This is a genomic window from Kitasatospora sp. NPDC096204, from assembly GCF_044763205.1.
Classification (GTDB): Bacteria; Actinomycetota; Actinomycetes; order Streptomycetales; family Streptomycetaceae; genus Kitasatospora.
Window position 1 is genome coordinate 178,096 of record NZ_JBIWFT010000002.1, and the last position, 19,115, is coordinate 197,210.

At 74.6% G+C, this 19,115-nt stretch carries 14 protein-coding genes; 6 read left to right on the forward strand and 8 right to left on the reverse strand.

Annotation, left to right across the window (positions count from 1 at the left end):
- Positions 1 to 6: 6 nt before the first annotated feature.
- The 5 genes from fes to ACIQ87_RS02550 all read left to right on the forward strand — a co-directional run bounded on the left by fes (position 7) and on the right by ACIQ87_RS02550 (position 3,716).
- On the forward strand, positions 7 to 1,137 hold the full coding sequence (fes, locus tag ACIQ87_RS02530; protein ID WP_402400399.1) for an enterochelin esterase: 1,131 nt from the start codon (positions 7 to 9) through the stop codon (positions 1,135 to 1,137).
- A gap of 68 nt (positions 1,138 to 1,205) precedes the next feature.
- Positions 1,206 to 2,018 (forward strand): Scr1 family TA system antitoxin-like transcriptional regulator, encoded by an 813-nt coding sequence (locus ACIQ87_RS02535; protein WP_402400402.1) that lies wholly within the window; start codon positions 1,206 to 1,208, stop codon positions 2,016 to 2,018.
- On the forward strand, positions 2,015 to 2,212 hold the full coding sequence (locus ACIQ87_RS02540) for a DUF397 domain-containing protein (RefSeq protein ID WP_402400405.1): 198 nt from the start codon (positions 2,015 to 2,017) through the stop codon (positions 2,210 to 2,212). Before ACIQ87_RS02535 ends, ACIQ87_RS02540 begins: the two co-directional genes overlap by 4 nt.
- An 85-nt stretch (positions 2,213 to 2,297) precedes the next feature.
- Positions 2,298 to 3,161 (forward strand): MBL fold metallo-hydrolase, encoded by an 864-nt coding sequence (locus ACIQ87_RS02545; RefSeq protein ID WP_402400407.1) that lies wholly within the window; start codon positions 2,298 to 2,300, stop codon positions 3,159 to 3,161.
- 153 nt (positions 3,162 to 3,314) lie between these two features.
- Positions 3,315 to 3,716, forward strand: coding sequence for a hypothetical protein (locus ACIQ87_RS02550; protein WP_402400410.1), 402 nt, complete (start codon positions 3,315 to 3,317; stop codon positions 3,714 to 3,716).
- A 4-nt stretch (positions 3,717 to 3,720) separates the two neighbouring features.
- Here the strand turns inward: ACIQ87_RS02550 and ACIQ87_RS02555 are convergent, their stop codons facing one another.
- From ACIQ87_RS02555 to ACIQ87_RS02565, 3 genes are read right to left on the reverse strand one after another with little or no spacing between them, the layout of a single operon-like run.
- Positions 3,721 to 5,118 (reverse strand): DHA2 family efflux MFS transporter permease subunit, encoded by a 1,398-nt coding sequence (locus ACIQ87_RS02555; RefSeq protein ID WP_402400413.1) that lies wholly within the window; start codon positions 5,116 to 5,118, stop codon positions 3,721 to 3,723.
- Positions 5,115 to 5,300, reverse strand: a complete 186-nt coding sequence (locus tag ACIQ87_RS02560; RefSeq protein WP_402400416.1) for an MbtH family protein — start codon at positions 5,298 to 5,300, stop codon at positions 5,115 to 5,117. Before ACIQ87_RS02560 ends, ACIQ87_RS02555 begins: the two co-directional genes overlap by 4 nt.
- Positions 5,297 to 12,814 carry an amino acid adenylation domain-containing protein gene (locus ACIQ87_RS02565; protein WP_402400419.1) on the reverse strand — a complete coding sequence of 2,506 codons (7,518 nt, stop codon included), beginning with the start codon at positions 12,812 to 12,814 and terminating at the stop codon, positions 5,297 to 5,299. The genes ACIQ87_RS02560 and ACIQ87_RS02565 overlap by 4 nt, the downstream gene beginning before the upstream one ends.
- A 62-nt stretch (positions 12,815 to 12,876) precedes the next feature.
- On the opposite strand from ACIQ87_RS02565, the gene ACIQ87_RS02570 reads away from it, so the two are divergent.
- On the forward strand, positions 12,877 to 14,175 hold the full coding sequence (locus ACIQ87_RS02570) for a M20 family metallopeptidase (protein WP_402400421.1): 1,299 nt from the start codon (positions 12,877 to 12,879) through the stop codon (positions 14,173 to 14,175).
- A 101-nt stretch (positions 14,176 to 14,276) separates the two neighbouring features.
- Here the strand turns inward: ACIQ87_RS02570 and ACIQ87_RS02575 are convergent, their stop codons facing one another.
- From ACIQ87_RS02575 to dhbC, 5 genes are all read right to left on the reverse strand, one after another.
- Positions 14,277 to 15,071, reverse strand: coding sequence for an AMP-binding protein (locus ACIQ87_RS02575; protein WP_402400424.1), 795 nt, complete (start codon positions 15,069 to 15,071; stop codon positions 14,277 to 14,279).
- 11 nt (positions 15,072 to 15,082) lie between these two features.
- Positions 15,083 to 15,316, reverse strand: a complete 234-nt coding sequence (locus tag ACIQ87_RS02580; protein ID WP_402400427.1) for a phosphopantetheine-binding protein — start codon at positions 15,314 to 15,316, stop codon at positions 15,083 to 15,085.
- Positions 15,313 to 16,074: an isochorismatase family protein gene (locus tag ACIQ87_RS02585; protein ID WP_402400430.1), complete on the reverse strand. Its 762-nt coding sequence runs from the start codon at positions 16,072 to 16,074 to the stop codon at positions 15,313 to 15,315. The genes ACIQ87_RS02580 and ACIQ87_RS02585 overlap by 4 nt, the downstream gene beginning before the upstream one ends.
- Positions 16,075 to 16,135: 61 nt before the next feature.
- Complete coding sequence (locus ACIQ87_RS02590; RefSeq protein ID WP_402400433.1) at positions 16,136 to 17,872, reverse strand: (2,3-dihydroxybenzoyl)adenylate synthase; 1,737 nt, start codon at positions 17,870 to 17,872, stop codon at positions 16,136 to 16,138.
- Entirely contained in the window at positions 17,869 to 19,080 is a 1,212-nt protein-coding gene (gene dhbC, locus ACIQ87_RS02595; protein ID WP_402400910.1) for an isochorismate synthase DhbC, read from the reverse strand. The genes ACIQ87_RS02590 and dhbC overlap by 4 nt, the downstream gene beginning before the upstream one ends.
- Positions 19,081 to 19,115 lie beyond the last annotated feature (35 nt).

A 19,115-nucleotide genomic window follows, 5' to 3' on the forward strand; every position in this document is an offset into this window, starting at 1 on the left:
CCCACCGTGGCAACCCGCTTCCCGCTGATCGCACCCGACCCCGCCGACCCGGCGTACCGCCTGGTCACCTTCACCCACCGGGGCGAGGACTGCGACGGCGTGCTCGCCCTGCTGCACACCGTCACCGACAAGGACCGCCACGCCGGCGACCTGACACCACATCTGATGGAGCGGCAGGCGGACGGGACGTGGTCGATCACTTACCGGCTGCGCGCGGACCACCGCGCCTCCTACCAGCTGTACCCGTTCCGGGGCGAGGCCCCCGGCGCCACCCGCCCCGACTGGCTGCGCGTCCTCGACCACGCCCGCCCCGACCCGGACGACCGCGAGCCCCGACTTCCCGCCCGCGACGGCCGCCACCCCTCGTCGGTGCTCAGCCTGCCCGCCGCGCCCGCGCAGCCGTACGTGCGGCGCCGCGACGGCGTGCCACGCGGGCGGACGCTCGCCCGTACGGCGGCCGGTCGACGGGTGGACGTCCACCTCCCGGCCGGGCACCGCGCGGACGGCGGCCCGTACCCGGTCGCGGTGCTGCTGGACGGCGAGATGTGGGGCGAGGTGCTGTCCGTCGGCGACACCCTCGACAACCTGACGGCGGACGGCGCCATCCCGCCCACCGTCGCCCTGCTCGTCCACACCATGGGCCCGCAACGGCCGGATGACCTGAGCTGCAACCCGGCCTTCGTCGACCTCCTCGCCGACCGCCTGTTGCCGTGGGCCGCAACGGAGTTCGGCGCGACCACCGATCCCTCGGCCACCGTGATCGCCGGCCAGAGCGCGGGCGGTCTCACCGCCGCCTACGCGGCCTACCGGCGCCCGGAGCGCTTCGGCAACGCGCTCTGCCAGTCCGGGTCCTTCTGGTGGCCGGACGAAACCGAGTTCGACGCGGGCAGCGAATGGCTCACCCGCCGCTTCGCCGCCGAGGAGCGGCGCCCGGCCCGCTTCTGGATCGAGGTCGGCCTCCAGGAGTGGATGCTCCTCACCCAGAGCCGCCACCTGCGCGACGTGCTCACGGCCCGGGGCTACGACCTCGCCTACCGCGAGTTCAACGGCGGCCACGACTACGCCTGCTGGCGCGGCGGCCTGGCGGACGGGCTCGCACACCTGTTGGGGTCACCCGGGGGGATGGTTTCGGGCTGATTCGCATACCTCCAGGCCATAGGGCGTCTAGCGTCGGACTTCGCACCGACCGGCCTGGAGGTATCCCCATGAACGCGTCATCGTCCGCCCCGCCGCCGATGTCGTGGCGGTACTGCGGCAACCAGATCAAGCTCTGGCGGACCCGAGCCGGCATCAGCCGTGAGGACCTGGCCGCCGAAGCCGGGTACGGCATCGAGAGCCTGCGGTCGATGGAGGCCGGACGGCGCAAGCCGTCCATGCATCTGCTGCAGGTGGCGGACGACATGTGCGACGCGAAGGGAATCCTGGTGGCGGGGGTGCAGTACCTGCTGCCCGAGAAGTATCCGTACTTCGCCGAGGAGTACATGAATTACGAAGCCGAGGCCATCGTCATCCATTGGTTCGAAACGCTGCTGATTCCAGGGCTCCTCCAGACCGAGGAAACAGCTCGGACACTCCTCAACGCACACTGGCCTCCGCTCGATGACAACACCATCGACGAGCGCGTTGCGGCGCGACTCGCACGCCAGACCGTACTGGCGACCCAAACGAAGTCGTTCAACTTCCTGATCGGTGAAACGCCGCTGCGGTACGCCCTCAGCAGCCGAGAAGCCCACAAGCGTCAGCTCCTTCACCTACTGGCCACCGGCGAAGCACGACACATCGTCATTCAGGTCGTACCGAGCTCGGGGTCACACCCGGGGTTGAACGGCCCCTTCATCCTGCTCGACAGCCCTGAACACCAGCGGCTGGCGTACGAGGAAGGACAGGCGATGGGCCTTCTCCACTCAGAGCCCGATAAGGTCGGCCTGCTAAGCCAACGTCATGCAAAGATCCTTCAACGGGCCCTCAACCCTGAGGCCTCGGCCGAATTCATCGCCAAGTTGGCGGAGGAGCTATGAGCATCGAACTGGCCTGGTTCAAATCCAGCTACAGCGGCACCGAAGGCGGCGCCTGCGTCGAGGTGGCCTCCACTCCGGGTACGGTCCACGTCCGGGACTCCAAGGACAAGGCCGGTCCCCAACTCGCGTTCGCTGCCGAGGCGTGGGCCGACTTCGTCGCGTTCGCCCGGAGCGCTTCTCCCAAGGCCGACTGAGGCCGCCCCCGGCCGTGTTAGCGTCCCGGGGGCGGTGCGGCGGTGTCGACCCCGGTCTGCCAGGACGACGCACTCTGGAGGTCCCATGTCCGCCGCCGGTACTCCGATCGCCCGTCCGCTGGACGTGCGGTGGATCCACGGCTCTCCGTCCGCGAAGCACAACACGGACCCGGACATCCAGGTCTACGAGTACGACGAGCACACCGTCATCCTGCGCCAGAACAAGGCGGTCCACTGCGAGGCGCCGTTCATGTTCCTGCTGTTCGGGACGGAACGGGCGGTGCTGATCGACACCGGGGGGACGGCCGAGGCCGCGTACTTCCCGCTGCGCGCCACGGTCGACGAGCTAGTGGAGAAGTGGCTCGCCCGCAACCCCCGGCCCGGTGGCGACTACCCGCTGCTGGTCCTGCACACCCACCCGCACGACGATCACTTCGCCGGTGACGTCCAGTTCGCCGACCGGCCGGCGACCACCCTGATCGGCCCCGAACTCGAAGCGGCCTGGCCGTACTTCGGCTTCGACCGGGACGAGGAGGCGGTGGCCCCGGTCGACCTCGGCGGCGGTCGGGTGCTGAAGTGCCTGGCCACCCCGGGACACGACCAGGCCTCGGTCACCTACTACGACCCGTGGACCGGCTTCCTGCTCACCGGCGACACCGTCTACCCGGGGCGGATCTACATCACCGACTGGCCGGCCTTCGCGCGGACCGTCGAGCGGCTGGTCGCGTTCGCCGAGAACCACCCGGTGACGCACGTGCTCGGCTGCCACATCGAGATGACCCGTGAGCCGGGCGTCGACTACCCGGTCCGCGCCACCTACCAGCCCGAGGAGCCCCCGCTCGAGCTCGCCCCCGCCCACCTGCACCGCCTCCGGGCCGCCGTCGCCGAACTCGGCGACCGCCCGCGCCGGTACCCACTGGACGACCTGATCCTCTGGCCGGTCAGCTGAGCCTCCCGGATGTCGGAGGAGCTCTGGGCAACGCGTTGACCTGGTGCGAGTCCAGCCACAGCAACACCGGGGGCTGCGCCTGCGTCGAGGTCACGGCCGGGACCGTACGGAACGGCTTGTCGAACGATCAGACCAGGCCTCAGACTTGCCCCCATGTCGACTGAACGAACCTCCCGGTCCGTCGGAGCCGGTGTCGGGCTGGTGCTCCTCCAAGCCGGCGCGGGAGCCCTGCCGCTGGCCTTCGAGGTGCCGGTGCGGGTGCTCTCGGTGGCCGCGTTCCTCGGAGTCATCGGGGTCGGGCAGCGCTGGGGCGGCCGGGAGGAGACGCCGGGCCGCACCTTCGACCTCGCCGCCCTCCTGCGGCGGCCCGCGCTGCGCGTCCTCGGCGCCGCGATGGCGCTGTGCTGGATCGGCGGGCTGGCGCTGGCCCTCGGCGGCGCCCCGACGGCCGTCGTCGGCGCGGTCGCCGGGATCGCCCCGGGGGCGCTGCTGCTGGGCGCGGTGTGGTGGCTGTCCGCCCGGCCGCAGCGCGCGTCCGGGCGGACCACCGGCTGAGGGCTCAGTCCTCCGGCGGCGGGCCCGGGGCCTCGGCCGGGAGGCGGAGGGCCAGGAGGGCGCCGGCGGCGACCAGTGCGGCGGTGAGCCCGAGGGCGAGGCGGTACGGGCCGGCGCCCGTGTCGTCGCCGAGCGCGCCGAGCAGGGCGGCGGTGGCCGCGATGCCGAGGGCGCCGCCGAGGGTGCGCAGGATGGTGAACAGGCCCATCGCGCGGCCCATCGCGGGGCCGGGGACGTCTGCGAAGCCGGCGATCTGGACGGTGAGGACGGCAGTGCCCAGGATCAGGCCGACGGCGAACATCAACACCCGTACCGCCCAGGGGTTCTCGGCGAAGCCGAGCGCGGCGAGGACGAGCGCCGCCAGCAGCAGCCCGGGCAGGGCGAGCCGGCGGGGGCCGAGGCGGGGCAGCAGGCGGTCCACCACCTGGGAGGCGGCCATCAGGCCGATCGCCTCCGGGAAGACGCTCAGTCCGGCGTCCAGGGCCGAGGCGCCGCGCGCAGCCTGGTAGAGCAGCGGCAGCACGAACAGTGCGCCCATCAGCCCGGCCGAGGTCAGCAGGGCGAGCCAGCTCGCCGCGCCGAAGGTGCGGTCGGCCAGCAGACGAATGTCCACCAGCGGTTCGGCGGTGCGCAGTTGGTGCCGTACGGCGGCGCCGAGCAGGGCCAGTCCGAGCAGGCCGCCGAGGGCCACGCCCGGGGAGGTCCAGCCGTGCGCCGGGCCGAAGCCGAGGGCGTAGGTCAGCAGGCCGAGGCCGGGGGTGGCGAGCAGGAACCCGGTGGTGTCGAAGCGGCCGGCCGGGGGCTCCTCCTCCGCGCCGCGCAGGCCGGTCAGGCCGATGACCACGGCCGCCGCCCCGATCGGCACGTTGACCAGGAACAGCCAGTGCCAGGAGAGGTGTTCGGTGAGGAAGCCGCCGAGCGGCGGCCCGAGGGCGGGCATCAGCGCGGTCGGGACGATCAGGACGCGGCCGAGCCCCGCCCGCTCGTGCGGGGCGAAGGCCCGGAACAGCAGCGTCATCCCGACCGGGGTGAGCAGCCCGCCGGCCACGCCCTGGACGGCCCGGGCGGCCGAGAGCGCGCCCAGGCCGGGGGCCGCCGCGCAGAGCGCGGAGGCGAGGGTGAAGGCGGCGAGCGAGCCGAGGAAGACCCGCTTGACGCCGTACCGGTCGCCCAGCCAGCCGGCCGCCGGCAGGCCGAGGGCGAGGCCGACCAGGAAGGCGGTCTCCACGGCGTTGGCCGCCGAGACCGGCCGTCCGAAATCCTCGGCGATGCTGAACAGCGCCGGGTTGACGATGGTCGAGTCCAGGCCGTTCATGCACATCGCGGCCGTGTAGACGACCACGACCGCGGCGCGCCCCGCGAGCAGGGGGCGCGCCGGGGCCTGGACCGCCGGAGGGGTCACAGGGAGGTCCAGTTGGCGGCGATCCACTCCAGGGCGGCCGCCCGCTCGCACGGGCCGTGGACGACGTCCCAGCCGGCCGGGACGGCGGCGAAGGCGGGCCACAGGGAGTGCTGCCCCTCGGGGTTGACGAGCGCGAGGAACTCGCCGTCGGCATCGAAGGGGTTGGCGGGGACGTCACTCATCGGTGGTCTTCTCCATCGTGGGTCGCCTTCGGGAGGTCGGCGAGGTGGTGGGCGATCACGCTCGCGATGTGCGCGATCGGGGCGGGCAGGGTCATGTCCTTGTGGGAGCAGGCGACATCGGTGTTGGCGATCCGGCCGGACACGTACGGCTCCCAGAGCTCGGGCACCAGGGTGTCGTCGATGGTGTCGACGGTGGCGCGGAAGAACAGCACGTCGCCCTCGAAGCGGCGGTGGTCGTAGCCGCGCACCAGGTGGTTGGTGTTGAGGTAGATCCGGTTCAGCGCGGCGACGGTGGCCTCGTCCAGCCCGGCGAGCGGGCTGCCCTCGCGGCGCAACAGCTCCGTGACGGCTGCGAGTTCGAGCGGACGGCCGGCCAGGTCCTCCGGACCGAAGCCGCCCATGGTGAGCAGCGCCTCCAGCGCCTCGGCCTGGTCGGGGACGGGCAGTTCGCGGAAGCCCTCGGCCGGGTAGGCGTCCAGGATCGCCAGCAACTCGACGTCCTGGCCGAGCTCTTGCAGCCGTACGGCCAGCGCGTGCGCGATGATCCCGCCGGTGGACCAGCCGAGCAGTCGGTACGGGCCCTCGGGCTGGACCTCGCGCAGCCGGTCGGCGTAGTGCGCCGCCAGCTCCTCCAGGGTGGCGGGCAGCGGCCGGGCAGCGGTGGCGGCGCCGACGCCCTGGGCCTGGAGGCCGTAGATCGGCACCTCTCCGGGCAGGTTGCGGATCAGGCCGGTGTAGCACCAGCTGAGGCCGCCGGCCGGGTGGACGGCGAACAGCGGGCGCTGCCGGCCGGGGGCGGCGGGCCGCAGTGGGAGCAGCACGTCCAGGGCGTCGGTGTCCGGTGTGCCCGCCGCGAGGGCGGTGTCCAGGGCGGCCACGGTGGACGCCTGGAACAGGGCGCCGATGCCGACCTCCAGCCCGAGCACCTCGCGGATCCGCCCGGCGAGCCGGACGACCAGCAGCGAGTGCCCGCCGAGCGCGAAGAAGTCGTCCTCGACGCCGACCGACGCCAATCCCAGGACCTCGGCGAACAGTTCGCACAGCTGCTGCTCGCGCGGGGTGCGCGGCGGGCGGCCGGCGCCCGCGGCGGGGCCCTCGGGGGCGGGCAGGGCGCGGCGGTCGAGCTTGCCGTTGGCGGTCAGCGGGAGGCGGTCGAGCAGGACGACGGCGGAGGGCACCATGTGGGCGGGCAGTTCGGCGGCGGCGTGGGCACGCAGCTCGTCCGGCGCGGCGGTGTGCTGCGGCCCGTCCGGGGCGGCGCCGGCGGCCACCGCGTAGCCGACCAGCCGCTTGTCCCCCGGCACGTCCTCCCGGACTACCACCGCGGCGTCGGCGACGGCCGGGTGGGCGGCCAACACGGCCTCGATCTCGCCGAGTTCGATCCGGAAGCCGCGCAGCTTGACCTGCTGGTCGGCGCGGCCGAAGTACTCCAGCACGCCGTCGGCGCGACGGCGGGCGAGGTCCCCTGAGCGGTACATCCGGGTGCCGTGCTCGCCGAACAGTTCGGCGTACGGGTCGGCGACGAAGCGGGTGGCGGTCAGTTCGGGGCGGCCCAGGTAGCCTCGGGCCAGGCCCGCCCCGGCCACGTACATCTCGCCGGTGACGCCGGGCGGGACGGGCTGGAGGTGCCGGTCGAGGACGTAGACCCGCAGGTCGGGGATGTTGACGCCGATGGTGCTGCTGCTTCCGGCGGCGGCGCTCGCCCGGTCGAGGGCGACGTACGAGACATGCACGGTGGTCTCGGTGATGCCGTACATGTTGACCAGCGTGGGCGCGTCCTCGGCGTGCCGGTCGTACCAGTCGTCCAACCGGGCGAGTTCGAGCGCCTCGCCACCGAACACCACGTAGCGCAGGGCGAGTTCGCTGCCGGGGCGGTCCCGGTCGGCGGCGCTGAGCTGGTAGAAGGCGGACGGCGTCTGGTTGAGCACGGTGACCCGCTCGCGGGCGAGCAGCTCCAGGAAGGCCGCCGGGTCGCGGCTGACCAGGTGCGGGACGACGACCAGCCGACCGCCGTGCAGCAGGGCGCCCCACAGCTCCCAGACCGAGAAGTCGAAGGCGTAGGAGTGGAACAGCGTCCACACGTCCTCGGCGCCGAAGCCGAACCAGTGGTCGGTGGCGCCGAACAGCCGGACCACGTTGTGATGGGTGACGGGCACGCCCTTGGGGCGGCCGGTGGAGCCGGAGGTGTAGATGACGTACGCGGTGTCCTCGGCACGCAGCGGGCGGGTGCGCTCGTGCTGGGCCAGCGGAACGGCCGGGTACTGCTCGGACTCCGGTCCGTCGACCAGGAGTTGGCGCACCTCGTGGGCGGGCAGCCGGGGCGCGGTGGCGCGGTCGGTGAGCAGGGCGGCGGGCGCGGCGTCGGCCAGCATGTAGGCGAGCCGGTCGGCCGGGTAGTCGGGGTCGAGCGGCAGGTACGCGGCGCCGGACTTGGCCACCGCCAGCAGGGCGACGACGAGTTCGAGCGAGCGCGGCAGGGCGAGCGCGACGATGGTGCCGGGGCCGATGCCCTCGGCGGCCAGCAGCCGGGCCAACCGGTCGGCGCGGGTGCCGAGTTCGGTGTAGTCGAGCTGCTCGTCCCGGTAACTGACCGCGATGGCGCGCGGGTTGGCGGCCGCTGCCGCCTCGAACAGTTCGGGCAGGGTCGCACTCGGACCGTTCGAGGCGACGGGGGTGCCGTTCCACTCGACCAGGGCGCGTTGCCGCTCCTGCTCGCCGATCAGCGGCAGCCGGCCGATCGGGGTGTCGGGGGCGCTCGCGGCGGCGGTGAGCAGTCTGGTCAGGCGCTCGCCGAGGGCGGCCACGGTGGCGGTGTCGAAGAGGTCGGTGCGGTACTCCAGGAAGCCGCCGATGCCGCCGTCGGGCAGTTCACCGGCGTTGAGGGTGAGGTCGAACTTGGCGGTGCCACTGGGGATGGCGGCGATCTCGGCGGTGAGACCGTCACCCAGGGCGATGCGCTCGTCCGGGCGGCTCTGCCAGGCGAGCATCACCTGGAACAGCGGGTGGCGGGCGAGCGAGCGGGCCGGGTTGAGCTCCTCGACCAGGCGGTCGAAGGGCAGGTCGGCGTGCTCGTGCGCGGCGAGCACGGCGGCGCGGACCCTGGCCAGCAGCTCACGGAAGGTGGGGTCACCGGACGTGTCGGTGCGCAGCACCACCGAGTTGACGAAGTAGCCGATCAGCGCGGCGGTCTCCTCGTCCTCACGGCCGGCCACCGGGGTGCCGATCGGGATGTCGGTGCCGGCGCCGTGCCGGGTGAGCAGGGCGGCGAACCCGGCCTGGACGGCCATGAAGACGGTGCTGTCGGCGGCCCTGGCGAGCCCGGCCAGGGCGGTGTGCGCCTCGGCGCCGAGCGCGAAGGGGACGGTGGCGCCCTGGTGGCCCGCGACGGCCGGGCGGGGGCGGTCGAGGGGCAGCTCCAGCTGGTCGGGCAGCCCGGCGAGCGCGGCACGCCAGTGCTCCGCCTGCCGGACGGCGAGCGGGCTGGGCGCGTCGGCGGTGCCGAGCCGCTCGCGCTGCCAGGCCGCATGGTCGGCGAACTGGACGGTGAGCGCGGGGAGTTCGGGTTCGCGCCCGGCGGCCCTGGCGGTGTAGGCGGCGGCCAGGTCGCGCAGCAGCGGGGTGGTGGAGGCGCCGTCGCCGGCGATGTGGTGCAGCAGCAGAAGCAGGGTGTGCCGCTCCGGGCCGCCGGCGGGCGGGGTGGATCCGGCCGGTGCGGCGAGACCGGCAGACGGGGTGGATCCGGCCGGTGCGGCGAGCCCGGCGGGCGGGGTGGATCCGGCCGGACCGGCGAGACCGGCGAACAGCGTGGCGCGCAGCGGAGGTTCGGCGGACAGGTCGAAGGCGTACCGGACGGCCTCGTCCGACTCGCCCGCTCCGTCGTGCAGTTCGACCGGGGAGGGGGGAAGGATGCGCTGGTACGGCGTGCCCTCCGGCTCCTCCCCGTAGACGGTGCGCAGGACTTCGTGCCGGGCGACGAGGTCGCCGAGGGCGAGGATGAGGGCGTGCCGGTCGAGCGGGCCGGTGAGGGTGAGCGCCAGCGGGATGTTGTAGGTCAGGCTGGGGCCTTCGAGGCGGTGCAGGAACCAGAGGCCGCGTTGGGCGGGCGAGAGCGGCATCCGCTCGGTGCGCGGCACCGGAACGGGGCCGGGTCCGCGTTCCGCCTCCGTGCGCCCGCCGGGCGCCTCCGCGAGCAGCGCGGCGAGGCCGGCCGGGGTCGGCTGCCGGAACACGTCGGCGAACCCGACCGGGGTGGCGAAGGTGTCGCGCAGCCGGGCGGCCAGGCGCCCGGCGAGCAGCGAGTGGCCGCCGAGGTCGAAGAAGGAGGCGTCCCGGCCGGGCGCCTGCGGCAGACCGAGGACGTCGGCGAACAGCCCGCAGACCAGCTCTTCCTGGGGCGTGGCCGCCGCGGCGCCCTCGGTGACGGTGGCCGGCTCGGGCAGGGCGCGGTGGTCGAGCTTGTCGTGGGCGGTGCGCGGCAGTTCGTCCAGCAGCAGGACGGCCGCCGGGACCATGTGCGCGGGCAGCCGGGCGGCGAGCGCGGCGCGCAGCCCGTCCGGGTCGGGCGTGCTGCCGCTCTCCGGGACGGCGTAGCCGAGCAGGCGCTTGCCCTGCGGACCGGGGCGGGCGATCACCACGGCCTGGGCGACGCCGGGCAGTTCGGCGAGGACGGCGGCGATCTCGGCGGGCTCGATCCGGAAGCCGCGGATCTTCACCTGGTCGTCGGCCCGGCCGAGGAACTCCAGGGTGCGGTCGGGGCGGCGGCGGGCGAGGTCGCCGGTGCGGTACATCCGGCTGCCGGGCGGGCCGAACGGGTCGGCGAGGAAGCGTTCGGCGGTGAGGTCGGGGCGGCCGAGGTAGCCGCGGGCCAGGCAGGCGCCGGCCACGTACAGCTCGCCGGTGACGCCGTCGGGCGCGGGGCGCAGCGAGCCGTCCAGGACGTAGGCGCGGGAGCCGCGCACCACCCGGCCGCGCGGGGCGCCGTCGGGGCCCGGGGTCCAGGCGTAGGCGTCGACGGTGGTCTCGGTCGGGCCGTAGAGGTCGACCGGGCTCAGGCCGGGGACGGCGGTCAGGCGCTGCCAGAGGGCGGGCGGGGTGGCCTCGCCGCCGACCACGAGGACGGACGGGCGGTGCCGACCCTCGTCCAGGATGCCTTCGGCGAGCAGGACTTCGAGGTAGGAGGGAGTGAGGTCGAGGTAGTCGATGCGCTCGCGGTCGAGGTGGGCGGCGAGCGCGGCCGGGTCGCGGTAGGTGGCGTCGTCCAGCAGGTGGAGCTCGTGGCCGTGGACCATCCAGAGCACCGGGTCCCAGGAGGCGTCGAAGGCGAACGAGGCGCTGTGGGCGACGCGCAGGCGGTCGCGGCCGGCGCGGCGCACGGCGGGGGCGATGTGGTCCTCGCCGAGGCCGGCGTGCAGGTTGGCCAGCGAGGCGTGGGTGACCACCACGCCCTTGGGGCGGCCGGTGGATCCCGAGGTGTGCAACACGTAGGCGGGGTCGTGGAGTCGGGGTGCGGGCGGGGCTTCGGCGGGCTCGGTGTCCGCTTCTCCCGGCTGGGCGGTGGGGAGGTCGGCGGGGTCGGCGTCCGCTTCCCCCAGCTGGACGGTGGGGAGATCGGCGGGGTCGGCGTCCGCTTCCCCCGGCTGGACGGTGGGGAGATCGGCGGGCAGATCGAGCCCGGCGAGGGCCTCGGCGGTGCCGATGGCGCAGACCGGCCGGGCGTCGGCCAGCACGGCGGCCAGGCGCTGCGCCGGGTGGGCGAGGTCGAGGGAGACGCAGGCGCCGCCCGCCTTGAGGACGGCGAGCATCGCGACCAGGGTGTCGGTACCACGCGGCAGGGCGATCGCGACCGGTGCGCCGGCCCGGACGCCCAGGGCGGTCAGGCGGTGTGCGAGGCGGTCGGCGGCGCGGTCGAGTTCCTTGTACGTCAGGGCCGTTGAGCCGGAACAGACGGCGACGGCGTCCGGGGTGCGGGCGGCCTGGGCGGCGAACAGTTCGGGCACGGTCCGCTCGACGGGGGGCTCGGCGCGGCCTTCGGTGGCACGGCGCAGGCCGTCCGGGTCGAGCAGGTCGATCCGGGCGATCGGCGTCCGCGGGTCGGTGAGCAGGAGGTCGGCGAGGGCGTCGAGGTAGCGCAGCAGGCCGTCGCGGTGGGTGGCGAGGGAGGCGAGGCCGTAGCGGGCCGGGTCGGCGTCGATGACCAGGCGCAGCGCGCCGTCCGGGCCGGGTGAGACGTTCACGGCGAGGTCGTCGACCGGGCCCGCGGCGAGGTTGCGGACGGTGCCGGGCAGGCCGGCCAGGTCGAGGTCGCTCTCGAAGGCCTTGATGTTGACCATCGGGCCGAACAGGGCGCGACGGTCGCCGGTGCGGCCGAGGTCGCGGCGCAGTTCCTCCAGTGGGTAGCGCTGGTGGCGGCGGACGGCGCGCAGCTCGCGGACCACGGCGCGCAGCAGGTCCTCGGCACTGTCGGCGGGGCGGACGGCGAGGCGCAGCGGGAGCACGTTGGCGGTGGCGACGGGGGTGCGCAGGGCGGCCGGGCCGCGGCGGTTGGCGAGCGGCAGGCCGAGGACGACGTCCTGGGTGCCGGTCAGGCGGTGCAGGTAGCCGGCGGTGGCGGCGAGGAGCAGCTCGGCCCAGGTGGCGCGGACGGCGCCGGCGGCGTGCTCCAGGCGGTCGCGGGTACCGGGGGGCAGGTCGGCGGTGAGGCGGATCGTTTCGGCGGGGGCGTTGTCGGCGCTGGTGTTGTCGGCGGCGGGTTCGGGCGTGGCGGCGTTGTCGGCAGCGGGCTCGGCGATGACGGCGTTGTCGGCAGCGGGTTCGGCGGTGACGGAGTTGCCGGCGGCGGGTTCGGGGGTGCCGGGGAGGGTGGCCGGGGTGTCGGCGTCGGCCATCCGGGCGGACCAGTGGGCGCGGTCGGCCTCGTACTGCGCGCTCTCCCGGTAGGCGGCCTCCTCGGCGGCGGTCTCGGCGAGTCCGGCGAAGGGGTTCGGAGCGGGTTCGACGCCGGTGGTACGGGCGGCGTAGAGGGCGGCGACCCGCTCGCCGAGGAGGGTCAACGCGTAGGCGTCGACGGCGAGGTGGTGGATGCGGCGGTACCAGAGCCGTCGACCCTCGGCGAGCCGGATGAGCGCGTGGGTGAACAGCGGGCCCTCGGCGAGGTCGGCCGGGCGGGCGAGGTCGGCGCGCATCCAGGCCTCGGCCTCGGCGGCCGGGTCGGTGGCGGCCCGCAGGTCGAGGCGGTGCAGCGGCCAGCGTCGGCCGGGGCGCAGCCGCTGGCGGGGCGTGCCGTCGGGACCGGTCACGACGACGGCGCTCAGTGCCTGCGCCTCCTCCACCGCCTGCCGCAGCGCCTGTTCGAACCGGTCCTCGTCGAGCGGGCCGGTGATCTCGACGGCGTCGCCGGTGTTGTAGACCGGGCTCGCGGGGTCGAGGGCCTGGGCGTACCAGATGGCCGACTGGGCGGCGAGCAGCGGGATGTCCGCGGTCTGGCGGTCGGCGATCTGGGTTTCGACGGCAGGCATGGGGTGGAGAGCTCCTCGGGGATCCGGAACGCCTTACTTAGGTTAGCCTAATCTAACTTCATATGATCTGGTCAACGGCCCCGCAGGGCCGGGCCCCTGACAACCCGGAGACGCCGCCCATGCCCCCGACCGAGCCGCCGACCGCACCCTCGGCTGACCTCTCGACCGGCCTCTCGACCGGCCTCTCGACCGGCCTCTCGACCGGCCTCTCGGCCGGCCTTCTCGCCGAGGTCAAGCAAGCCGTGCGCGACCGCGTCCACGCCCACCGGTCCGAACTGCTCGCGCTCAGCCGCCGCATCCACTCCCACCCCGAGACCGCCTTCGAGGAGCACCTGGCGGCCGCGTGGTGCGCCGAACTGCTGCGCGCGCACGGCTATTCGGTCACCGCGCCCGCCCACGGCCTGGCCACCGCGTTCGACGCGCGCCTCGGCAGCGGGCCGGTCACCGTCGCGCTGGTCTGCGAGTACGACGCGCTGCCCGACCTCGGCCACGCCTGCGGGCACAACCTGATCGCCGCCGCCGGCCTCGGCGCGGCACTCGGGCTCGCCCCGTTCGCGGACCGACTCGGGCTCACCGTACGGGTGATCGGCGCACCGGCCGAGGAACGCGGGGCCGGAAAGGCACTGCTGCTGGAAGCCGGGGCGTTCGACGGGGTGGACGCGGCGATGATGGTCCACCCGTGCCCCGTCGAGGTCACCGACTTCCGGTCCTTCGCGCTCGGCACACTGTCCGTCCGCTACACCGGGCGCACCGCCCACCCGAGCCTCGATCCCCACCGGGGACGCAACGCCGCCGACGCGCTCACCGTCGCCCAGGTGGCGATCGGGCTACTGCGCCAGCAACTCCCGCCGCAGTGGCGGGTGCACGGCATCACCACGGCGGCCGGGACGGCACCGAACCTGATCCCGGACAGCGCGAGCGCCGAGTACGAGATCCGCGCCTCGGCGGCCGAGGACCTCGCCGAACTGCGCTCCCGGGTCGAGGACTGCTTCCGGGCCGGGGCGCTCGCCACCGGCTGCGAGGTGGAGCTGACCCGACCCGAGCCGGACTACCTGGACATGCGCTCCGATCCCCGGCTGCTGGCGTTGTGGCGGGCCAACGCGGCGGCGCTCGGCCGGCCGGAGCCGGTCGAGAGCGGGCCGTTCGCCTGCACCGACATGGGGAACGTGTCACACGCGGTGCCGTCGATCCATCCGGTACTGGACATTACCGGCGGCGCCTGCGCCCCGCACGAGGCGGAGTTCGTCGAGGCCGCGCTGGGCGCGGAGGCGGAGCGGGCGGTGCTGGACGGCGCGGTGGGGATGGCGTGGACGGCGGCGGACCTGGCGGTGCGGGCGGCGGCAGCGGTCGAGCCGCGCTGACGGGCGGGTGACAGCCGACGACTTTCAGCGAACAGATGACGAAATCTGTTCGCTGACATCTGTTCGCAGACTTCTGTTCGCTGAAAGTCGTCACCCCGTCCTCACCCGCCGAGCAGCGCTCCCGGCGCCACCCGCACCGCAGTGACCCCCAGCTCCCGCACCAGCGTCCCGACCTCGCCCTCCTGCCTCGGGTCGACGAGCACCACGGCGGCGCCCGTCCGCAGCGGCCACAGGTACTCCCAGAGCGGCAGGCCCAGCTGCAGCACCCGGTCGCCCGGCCCGAGCGGGTGGGCCGCCTGGAGGTCCCGCACCCGGCGGTCCGCCTCGGCATGGGTGAGCCGGACGGCGGCCGGAAGCCCGCCCGGACCGTAGCCGACGCAGAGCAGGTGCTGCGGGGTCAGCGCCCGGGGCGGGTCGGTGGGCAGCTCGCGGTCCGGCTCCAGCCCGCTCACCGCCCCGGGTGCCCCCTCCCCCAGCACGCAGACCGGAACGTTCTCCGCGAGCAGCCGTTCCCGCCGCCCGGGCGCGTCCGTCGGGTCCAGCGGCAGGTACGCCGCGCCCGACTTCGCCACCGCCAGCAGCGCCGTGAGCAGCTCCGCCGGGCGGCGGAACCCCGCCAGGCCGACCACCGCGCCCGGGCGGGCCCCGCGGGCGGCCAGGGCGCGCGCCAGTCGGTTGGCCGAGGCGTTCAACTCCCGGTAGCTGACGGTCCCCCCGCCCGCGAGCACCAGTGCCGGCGCGTCCGGCGTCCGGGCCGCCTGCGCCTCGACCGGCCCCACCGCGGTGGTCGCCGGGTACCTCACCGTACGGCGGGGCAGCGGAGGCAGCTCGGGCACCGTGGGCGGCACGGGCCCACGGACCACGTCCCGGGCCACGTCCCGGACCGCCCCTTCCATCCCCGCCGCCATCACGCCGCGCCCAGCAGTTCGGCCCAGGCCTCGATCGCCGGGCGTTCCGCGAGCCGGACGAACGTCACGTCGGCGCCTTCCTGCTGCCAGCGCGCGGCGAGCGTCATCAGCCGGATGGAGTCCAGGCCCCAGTCGACCAGGTTCTCGTCCAGCGGGATCTCCGCCGGGTCCTCGCCGAGCAGGTCGGCGACCTCGGCCCGGATCCGCTCCACCGTGAAGCCCGTGCCCGTCACTTTCCGCCCACCCCTTCGAGCTCCGACGTCCCGTACTCACCCTCGGCGTTCGGGGCGACCGACTCCCCCGCCGACCCAGCCAACCCCGCCGACCCCGCCGAATCCGCGACCGACTCCGCGACCGACCCCAGCGCCCCGAGCACGACCTCCGCCGTGGTGACCATCCCGCAGCGCCCGGCCACCCAGGCCAGCGCGCCGCGGTGCTCCGCCGGGCCGAAGTCGGCGACGGCGTCGGCCACCACGAAGGCCTGGATGTCCCGCATCCAGGCGTCGCAGGCGGTGGCCTGCACCCCGATGTGGGCGTACACGCCGGTGATCACCAGCTGGTCCCGCCCCTGCTCGCGCAGCAGCTGCGCCAACTCGGTGCGCACGAAGGCGCTGTACTTCCACTTGGTGAGCACGGTGTCGCCCGGTGCCGCGGCGACGGACTCGGCGATCGCGGTGGCCCGTGGGTCGTCCGGGATGCCCGGGCCCCAGAAGTCCTGCTGCAGCCCGCGCTCGGCCGCACTCTGCCCGCCGAGCTGAGCCGAGTACACGACGGGGACGCCGGCGGCGCGCGCCGCCTCGGCCAACGCCGCGACGTTGCCGAGGAGTTCGGGCAGCGGCGCGGCCTCGGCGGCGAAGGCGTCCAGGAAGTGGTTCTGCAGGTCGTGCACCAGCAGGACGGCGCGCGCCGGGTCCACGGCCCAGGCGACCCGGTTGGCGGGCAGTTCCTCGGCGGCGGGCATGGGATAGGAGGGAATGCGTGGCAGGCCCACGGTGGTGTTCCTTGTCTGGGCGGAAGGCGAGATGGCGTGCGGGGAGGGAGACAGCAGGCGGTCAGCGGGCGGTCACCGAGGCCGCGATCGCGGCGCGCAGGTCCTTCTTGCTGACCTTCCCGATCCCGGTGGCCGGGAAGGCCTCGACGAACTCGACCCGGTCCGGCACCTTGAACTCGGCGAGCCCGCGCTCGCGCACGAACCGCTTCAACTCGACGCCCCTCGGCGGCTGTTCACGGTGCTCGGCATGCAGCACCACGTACGCGCAGGTACGCTCGCCCAGGTACGGGTCGGGCATCGACACCACCGCCGCGTCGTGCACCGCGGGGTGCGCGAGCAGGTGGTTCTCGATCTCCTCGGCGGCGACCTTCTCGCCGCCCCGGTTGATCTGGTCCTTGGCCCGCCCCTCGACCACCAGGTGGCCGGTCGGGGTGCGCCGGACCAGGTCCCCGGTGCGGTAGAAGCCGTCCGAGGTGAAGGAGACGGCATTGTGCTCGGGCGCGTTCCAGTAGCCGCGGATGGTGTACGGGCCGCGCGTGAGCAGGTGGCCGGTGACACCGTCGGGCAGGTCGCGGTCCTGGTCGTCGACCACCCTGACCTCGTCGTCGGGCGAGATCGGCCGGCCCTGGGTGGTGGTGATCAGCTCCTCCGGGTCGTCCAGCCGGGTGTAGTTGACCAGCCCCTCGGCCATCCCGAACACCTGCTGGAGCGTACAGCCCAGCACCGGCCGTACCCGTCGGGCCGCCTCCTCGCTGAACTTGGCGCCGCCGACCAGCAGCACCTCCAGGCTCTCGTACCCGCGGGCGCCGCGCTCGGCGGCATCCAGCCAGAGCAGCGCGAGCGGCGGCACCAGCCCGGTGATGGTCACGCCCTCGCGCTCGATCAACGGGAAGGCCGTCTCCGGTCCGGGCTGCGGGCAGAGCACCACCCGGCCGCCGGCGTACAGCGTGCCGAGCGAACCCGGCGAGCTGAGCGGGAAGTTGTGGGCGGCGGGCAGCACGCACAGGTACACGCTGTCCTGGTCCTGCCCGCACAGCTCGACCGAGCCGCGCAGCGAGTAGATGTAGTCGTCGTGGGTGCGCGGGATCAGCTTCGGCACACCGGTACTGCCGCCGGAGAGCTGGAGGAACGCGACGTCCCCGGGTTCGGGCTCCCCGCCGGAGATCGTCGGGCCGCAGGCCGTCGGGTCACCGGTCTCCCCGTGGCGGGCCTCCGGGCCGGGCGCGTCGCCGGGCGTGTCGCCGGGCGCGTCGCAGGGCACGTCCGCGAGCCGTACGTGCTCCCCCGGGTCCTCGCCGGCCACCAGCACCAGCCGCAGCGTCGGGTTCTCCGCCCTTACCCGGCTCGCGAGTTCGCGGTAGTCGAAGCCGCCCTCGACGGCCGGCACCACGTACGCGGCCGCCTCGGTGAAGGAGCAGAAGTACCCGATCTCGGCGTACCGGTGGGCGGGCAGCGCGAAGACCGGCAGCGCGCCGATCCGGAACAGCGCGAAGACGACCTCGAAGAACTCGGCGGCGTTGGGCAGTTGGACCACCACGCGGTCCCCGGCGCGGATGCCCCGGACGCGCAGTCCGGCGGCCATCCGGTCGGCCCTGCGGTCGAGTTCGGCATACGTCCAGCGCCGCTCCGTCGCCGCCACCGCGTGGCCGCCCGGGTCGACGACGGCGATCCGCTCGCCGTGCGCGACGGCACGCTCGCGCAGCATCCGCCCGAAGGTCTCGCCGCGCCAGTACCCGGCGGCGCGGTAGCGCTCGGCGAACTCGGCGGGGTACGGGGCGAACCCGTCCAGCGGCGTCACCGCGCCACCCCCGCGGCGTCCAGGAAGGTACGGAACTTGGCGCTGGTCTCGGCGAGTTCGGCCTCCGGCCGGGACTGCTCGACCACACCGGCACCGGCGTACACCCGCAGCGTCCGCTCCTCCGCCTCGGCGCAGCGGATGGTGACCACCCACTCGCCGTCACCGGTCGCGTCCTCCCAGCCGACCATGCCGGTGTAGAGGCCGCGGTCGAAGGGCTCGACCTCGCCGATCACCCGGCGTGCCACGTCCGTCGGCGTGCCGCAGACCGCCGGGGTGGGGTGCAGCGCGCAGGCCAGCTCCAGGGCGGAGACCACGGGGTCGGCCAGCTCGCCTCGGACGGTGGTGGCCAGGTGCCACATCGCCGCCGTCCGTACCAGGGTGGGCCGTTCGGGCACCTCCAGGGTGCGGCAGTACGGCGCCAGCACCTCGCGGATGGCGTCCACCACGACGGCGTGCTCGTGCAGGTCCTTGGGCGACTCCAGCAGCGCGGCGGCGCGCCGGACGTCCTCGCCGAGGTCCTCGCCGCGCGGCACCGAGCCGGCCAGCGGGTTGGCCAGCACGGCCGTTCCCCGCCGGGAGAGCAGGAGTTCGGGGCTAGCGCCGATCAGGGTGCGGCCGCCGCCGGACGGGACGGCGAAGGTGTAGCCGCCGGGGTCGCGCCGGGCCAGCCGCTGCAGGACGGCGGGCAGGTCGAGCGGCTCGGCGGCGCTCAGCTCTAGCGTGCGGGCCAGCACCACCTTGCTCAACTCCCCGCCGCGCAGCCGCTCGACGGCCGCCGCGACGCCCGCGCCGTACGCCTCCGGCGCGGGCACCGGGTGGATCCGCCAGTCGATCCGCTCGGCCGGCGGCGCGGGCAGGGCGATCAGCGGGTCGTCGCGCAGCGCCCCGGCGGTGCGGACCCGGGCGGGGACGGCGAGTTCGACCCGACTGTCCCGGTCGAAGGCCACCGCGCCGACCACCAGCGGTCGTTCGACCCCGGCCCGGCCCGCCTCGGCCAGCGTCTCGGCGACCCTCACGGGCAGCGGCCGCCCGTCCTGCGGAACCCGGGCGTGCACGCCGGAGCCGAGCAGGGTGCGGGTCGGCGAGGCGAAGAACGCCTCGTCGGAGCCGGCCCGGTACTGGCCGAGCAGTCCGCTGGCCGCGCCGATGACGGCGTGGTCCGGGCCCGCGGCGGGGGCGGTCGCCGGGGAGTCGGGCCCGGCGGGTATCGGCCCGGCAGGGGCCTGGTGCACCGTGGTCACGG

Coding starts and splice junctions, on each gene's coding strand:
- ACIQ87_RS02545 (WP_402400407.1), top strand. CDS start 2,298: ATGTCCGCCGCCGGTACTCCGATCGCCCGTCCGCTGGACGTGCGGTGG.
- ACIQ87_RS02570 (WP_402400421.1), top strand. CDS start 12,877: ATGATCTGGTCAACGGCCCCGCAGGGCCGGGCCCCTGACAACCCGGAG.
- ACIQ87_RS02535 (WP_402400402.1), top strand. CDS start 1,206: ATGAACGCGTCATCGTCCGCCCCGCCGCCGATGTCGTGGCGGTACTGC.
- ACIQ87_RS02575 (WP_402400424.1), bottom strand. CDS start 15,071: ATGGAAGGGGCGGTCCGGGACGTGGCCCGGGACGTGGTCCGTGGGCCC.
- ACIQ87_RS02565 (WP_402400419.1), bottom strand. CDS start 12,814: ATGCCTGCCGTCGAAACCCAGATCGCCGACCGCCAGACCGCGGACATC.
- ACIQ87_RS02550 (WP_402400410.1), top strand. CDS start 3,315: ATGTCGACTGAACGAACCTCCCGGTCCGTCGGAGCCGGTGTCGGGCTG.
- ACIQ87_RS02560 (WP_402400416.1), bottom strand. CDS start 5,300: ATGAGTGACGTCCCCGCCAACCCCTTCGATGCCGACGGCGAGTTCCTC.
- ACIQ87_RS02540 (WP_402400405.1), top strand. CDS start 2,015: ATGAGCATCGAACTGGCCTGGTTCAAATCCAGCTACAGCGGCACCGAA.